The following is a 5,520-nucleotide window of genomic DNA, read 5'->3' as shown; positions in this document are numbered from 1 at the left end:
GCCGGCCGGCAGCACAATCGTGTCGTCCGGATCCACGTAGTCGTCGCCGACCATGACGTCGCCGGAGATGGTGATCGGTATCTGCAGGTCGGCCACCGGTGCCACATCGGCGGAGATGGTCACCACCACGGGTCGCCCCTCCTGGACGACCACGGCCGCGGAGGTCAGGCTCACCGTGGGAACCGGCGTGTCGGCCACAGCCGCCGCATCTACAACGGCTGCCGCGGTGGCCATCACTGCTGCTGACTGGCTCTCGCGCAGTTCACCAGCGGTGGCTACCGCCGGTCCGATGCGAACTGAAACGGCGTTGACCGGACCCACCACATAGCCCGCAGGATTGCCCTGCAGGGTGACCGTCACGACCTCGTCGGCCTCGGGGGCCGCACCGATGTAGCCGTGATCGGCCTGCCACGCGGCAAGACCGGATCGGGTCTCTTCGGTATAGAGGGAGTCCACGTCCCCCACCGGGTAGCCGGCGGACGACAAAATGTTCTCCAACTGTCGGACGTCGGGGCCCTCGGACCCCACGTCCAACTGGCGGTAGAACGCGAAATCACCGAGTACGGCGACGACCTCGCGACCGTCGATGGTCAGCAGCGCATCACCGGCATTGACGGTGTCCCCGTCTTCGACAGACACGTGTCCGACCTTGCCGTCCACTGCGGCCGTTACCACCTGGAGTTCATCGCGACGCAGCTCACCCCGGATAGTGATCTCGTCGGTCAACGTCCGAACCGACACCGACTCAGCGATGGCCCGGTCGACCCCGGGGTCGGCCACCGTCGTCTCGTCAGCCCATGGCTGCCACACCACGACGGCTACCGCGACGGCCGTCGCTACGGCCAGGGAAAACAGGCCCTTCAAGCGCTTCCTCACTGGTCATCTCCTCCGTCTGCCAGATTCCGCTCACTGATACAGCCACGGATGTCGTCGAGGTCGAGATCGCCGTCGGGACTTTGGAAGTCCTCGCCGGGGCCAAGCGAACCCTCAGCATCGGGCACCGGGTCACTAACCGTCCAGCCCTTACCCCGCAAGCAGCCGGCCAACTCGATGAACTGCTCGTTGGCCTCACGGATCTGATCCGGGGACCGTCCGATCCTCGACATCTGGAACTCCTGCATCGCGTCGACGATGCCTGACCGCGCTGCGCACAGGGTCAGCGCTTCGATGTATTCCGGCTGATTGACCGGGTTCTCGGCACCCAGGTCGGGATCGGGACGACCGATGAATGTCGTCCCTTCTTCCTCTAGACAGCCGTTGAACTCCTCAAGGGAATCCATCATCTTGATCCCGGCGGGAACATCCTGCTCGGCCAACGGGATGGTCTCCTTGACCACCTCGGTGGTCGTCGTAGTCGCCTCCGGTTCGGGCTCGACCTCGAGACTGGTCTCGGATGCCGTGGCCTCAGCGGATGTGGACGTGGCCTCAGCGGATGTGGACGTGGCCTCCTTGGCGGCCTCTACGGTCGTGGGTGCCGCCGTGGTGGGTACCACGGTCGTGCTGGGCGCCACGGTGGTCGAGATTACGATTGCCGACGGTGCATCCTCGGCCAACAGGGTCACCGTGCGGGCCGTCTCGCTGCCGCCTCCACCACAGCCGGCGGCCATCAGGGCCGCTGCCACCACTACGCCTGCTCGAATCATCTGGTCACCCCTCGGTTTCGGCAGCCAGCGCGATCTGGCTGGCGCAATCTCGGATGTCATCGCTCACGATCTCGCCGTCGGGACCCACAAACTCGTCTCCCGGGTTAAGGAGGCCGTCCTCGTCGGGTCGCAGGTCACCAACCGACCAGCCCAGACCTCGGAGGCAGTCCACTAGGTCGATGAAGTTCTGGTTCTCCTGCCGGATCTCCTCAGGAGAGAGGTCTGAGCGGGAGGTCTGGTAGCCCTGCAAGGCGTCAGAGATCCCGGTCTGGCTGTTGCAGAGCTGTAGCGCTTGAAGGTAGGCGGGCTGATTCGCCGGCGCCTCGGGACCCGCTGCGGCATCGGGCATTCCGATCCACTCGTGTCCTTCCTCGGCCAGACAGGCGTTGAACTCGTCCAGGGCGCTCATTAACCGCACCCCGGGATGCACCCGCTCCTCTTCGGCCAGAGGAATCGTCTCCTTCACCAATTCGACCACCGTGGTCGTGGCAGCCAACTCCGCGACCGTGGTGGTGGCCGGCTGCTGGTTCGATTCCGCATCCGAATACCCGTCGGCCTCGTCTTCGTCGAACACCGCCGACGAGGTTTCTGGGGTCGACGAGGTTTCTGGCGTCGACGAGGTTCCTGATGTCGACGAATCGGAGGATGAGACCTCCGTGTCCGATGCGAAGGTGTCTGACGAAGAGGGTTCGGCGGAGGGGACGGCGCTGGTGGGAGGGGCCGTGGTGGCCGACGCAAATCCGGCAGGAACAACGATCTCGGTGGCCTGGTCAGCCGTCAGCACCACAATGGTCCGAACGCCATCCGCCGTGCTCCCACCGGCAACCGAACAGGCGACCGCCAGCAGGGTCGACCCGGCGATAGCGATCACCAGAGCAAGCGCGCCACGCCACCGAACGAGAGGAACCATCGGAAGGCAACGCTAACGCCCGGCCAGTGATCGATAGACCTTGGAACAGTGATGATCTGATGATGTCCGACTGCCCATAGGGACCGGAGCCGCGCCGAAAGGGAAGCTGGCTGCCGGGAGCCCCTAGCCTCGGGAAGTGGCCGACTTCTTCCAGAACGGCGTGATCGCCACGCTGCATGACCTCAGGCGTCGACCGACCGCGGATCTCGAGCAGGAACTCAAGTCGTGGAGCGTCGACCGGCCCATGTCGCTGGTCATTCCCTGTCTGGTGGCCGACCTCGACGGTGCAGCGCTGCAACGCATCGTCGACCAGTTGGCTGCCGTTTCCTACCTCGACGAGGTGGTGATCGGCCTGGACCGGGCCAGCCGGGATGATTTTGCCAGAGCTCATCGAATCTTCTCCCGGCTCCCCCAGCAGCACCGCATCCTCTGGAACGACGGACCTCGACTCACGGCCCTACGGGATGAATTGGAGGCTCATGGCCTGCCTACAGGCCAGCCGGGCAAGGGGCGCAACGTCTGGTTCTGCCTCGGCCACTTCCTAGCTTCAGGTCGGAGCAGCATCGTGGCCCTCCATGACGCAGACATTCGCGACTATGACCGGTCGTTGCCGGCCCGCCTGCTCTATCCGGTGGCTCACCCCTCGAACCGGTTCGGGTTCGCCAAGGGCTATTACCACCGGGCCTCGGGGGACGGTATGGGACCCGATCGACTCTTCGGGCGGGTTACCCGCCTCTTCGTGACCCCGCTGGTCCGGGCACTGGCAGTGACATTCGGCGACCTGGGCTACCTCAGGTATCTGGATAGCTTCCGGTACCCGCTGGCCGGCGAATGTGCCATGTCCACCGACGTGGCCGAGACCCTGAGGGTGCCTTCAGACTGGGGGTTCGAGATCGGAGTCCTAGCCGAGGTCTACCGGCACTTCCCCACCACCCGGGTCTGCCAGGTGGACGTGGCCGATGGCTACGACCACAAGCACCGGGAGCTATCGGCCGACGACCCCACCGACGGACTGCACCGGATGAGCGTCGACATCGCCCGGGCCATCTACCGAAAGCTGGCCATTGGTGGCGTGGTGCTAAGCGCCGAGGGCTTCCGCTCACTGGAAGCGGCCTATGACCGCACTGCCCTGGACCTCATTGACCGGTACGAAGCCGACGCGGCGTTCAATGCCATGGCCTACGACCGCCACGCCGAGGAATCGGCCATCGAAGTGTTCGCCCGGTCTGTCGTTCGAGCCGGCCAGGAGTTCCTGGACGATCCGTTGGAGACAGCATTTATCCCCAGTTGGTCAAGAGTCCGTTCCGAAATCCCCGACCTGCCAGCTCGCCTGGTGGCGGCCGTCGAAGCTGATCACGCCGAGGAATCCGATTCCTGATCAGTTCACTCAACGGGCAGCCGCTTGACCAACCAATGAACTTGGTGCGTTGGAGGTGATGATACCTAAGGCCTATGTGATCTTTCTTCCGTTACCCCTCGTTTCGCCTGCAATCACAGACATCTGCCGGGGCGGGTAGTCACGGTCGAAATCAGTGGGCGGGTTTTGGGTACGGATTCGGTCCGGAATCGTGATTCTCGAGCTCCTGGCAGCCGAAGCCACGAGAGACGCGACCCTCAGTGGACCATGACGGCTACAAGATCAGACCGAAGCCGTGCCCCCTCGGTGTGCCTAGATTTGGGCCGTGTATTCAACCGACCCACTTCTGTCCACCTCCGTGGGAGGCACCCCACTAGTTCAACTCAACAAGGTTGTTCCAGATGGGTGCGGGACCGTGTGGCTCAAACTGGAGTCGGGTAACCCAACGGGGAGTTACAAGGACCGTATGGCAGTCGCTGTTCTCGGACGTGCGATCGAGAGAGGCGAGGTCAAACCTGGTGATCGGGTAGTTGAGTACACGGGTGGAAGCACGGGTACGGCACTTGCTTTTGTTGCAGCTCGGTTGGGTCTGAGCTTCGTGGCGGTGTCATCCGATGCATTCGCGGCGGCGAAGTTACGTTCGATGCGTGCATACGGGGCTGAAGTCATAATTGAGACAAGCGAGGACGGTGCGATCACGCCTGAACTAATCGGTCGCATGAAGGGCCGGGCGCAAGAACTGGTTTCCAAGGAAGGCTGTTTCTATGCGGACCAATTTGGTTCTCCGGACGTTCTAGTTGGCTATGAGCCGATGGGGGCCGAGATCGCCGAGCAGACTGGTGGGGCCGTAGATCTCATCTGCGCCGGCGTTGGGACGGGCGGAGCTCTCATGGGTGCTGTCAATGGGCTTGTCAGCAAAGGAGTTCGGCCAGACGTGATTGCGCTCGAACCTGCTCAATCTCCACTGTTGACCACTGGCGTTGGGGGCCCTCACCGGGTCGAAGGCATAGGAGTTGGGTTCGAACCGCCGTTCCTTGATCGCACACGATGTGCGGAAATCCGGACGGTTGATGAGGGTTTCGCCATGGAAATGTGCCGTCGCTTGGCCTTCGAAGAAGGTTTGCTCTGTGGCGTTTCAACAGGCCTCAATGTTTGTGCTGCGATCGAGCTTGCTGCAGAGCTTGGCCGAGGTTCATCTGTTGTGACTTTGGCCTGTGATAGCGGCTTGAAGTATCTGGATAGTGGCCTCTTTGATCGACCCGTCTAGATCTGGGTCAGTGCGACAGGTAACAGTGGTGGCACGCTTCCTCTGACTTACCGCAGGAGGATTTCTCCGTCCATGTCGGCGATTCGGTGGACCTCGCCTACCTGGCCGGTGGAAACGGCCGTGTACCGATCCGGTAGGTGAACCTCAAAGGGGCGCACCTCTTTCGGGCGCACCTCGGAGGGGCGAAGCTCGGAGAGGAGATAAGTGTTCTTTCTTCCGTTACCCCTTGTTTCGCCTGCAATCACAGGCATCTGCCGGAACGGGTAAGTCACGGTCGAAATCCGATGACGGGTGGCAACAGGACCGCAGCCCAGAGAACCCCGAGTCCCAGAAGGATCAGCAT

6 protein-coding genes are annotated in these 5,520 nt (G+C 62.9%); 2 read left to right on the top strand and 4 right to left on the bottom strand.

The features are described from left to right. The 3 genes from QF777_11755 to QF777_11745 form a co-directional block, all read right to left on the bottom strand. On the bottom strand, window positions 1–876 hold an 876-nt coding region (locus QF777_11755; GenBank protein ID MDP6912217.1), incomplete at its 3' end, for a biotin/lipoyl-binding protein. Continuing rightward, window positions 873–1,643, bottom strand: coding sequence for a hypothetical protein (locus QF777_11750; GenBank protein ID MDP6912216.1), 771 nt, complete (start codon window positions 1,641–1,643; stop codon window positions 873–875). The genes QF777_11755 and QF777_11750, both read right to left, overlap by 4 nt. 4 nt (window positions 1,644–1,647) lie before the next feature. Next, window positions 1,648–2,553, bottom strand: coding sequence for a hypothetical protein (locus tag QF777_11745; GenBank protein ID MDP6912215.1), 906 nt, complete (start codon window positions 2,551–2,553; stop codon window positions 1,648–1,650). Window positions 2,554–2,689: 136 nt separating this feature from the next. Between QF777_11745 and QF777_11740 the strand changes: the two genes are divergently transcribed. Both QF777_11740 and QF777_11735 read left to right on the top strand, forming a co-directional pair. Further along, window positions 2,690–3,931 carry a hypothetical protein gene (locus QF777_11740; GenBank protein MDP6912214.1) on the top strand — a complete coding sequence of 414 codons (1,242 nt, stop codon included), beginning with the start codon at window positions 2,690–2,692 and terminating at the stop codon, window positions 3,929–3,931. Window positions 3,932–4,268: 337 nt separating this feature from the next. After that, complete coding sequence (locus QF777_11735) at window positions 4,269–5,177, top strand: cysteine synthase family protein (GenBank protein MDP6912213.1); 909 nt, start codon at window positions 4,269–4,271, stop codon at window positions 5,175–5,177. 47 nt (window positions 5,178–5,224) lie between these two features. On the opposite strand, the gene QF777_11730 is transcribed toward QF777_11735, so the two are convergent. Beyond that, complete coding sequence (locus tag QF777_11730) at window positions 5,225–5,428, bottom strand: hypothetical protein (protein ID MDP6912212.1); 204 nt, start codon at window positions 5,426–5,428, stop codon at window positions 5,225–5,227. Between the last annotated feature and the right edge of the window lie 92 nt (window positions 5,429–5,520).

It is taken from the genome of Acidimicrobiales bacterium (genome assembly GCA_030747595.1).
Taxonomy (GTDB): Bacteria; Actinomycetota; Acidimicrobiia; order Acidimicrobiales; family MedAcidi-G1; genus UBA9410.
The sequence above is the reverse complement of the archived record's forward strand: the minus strand, read 5'-3'. Positions and strand labels throughout refer to the sequence as shown.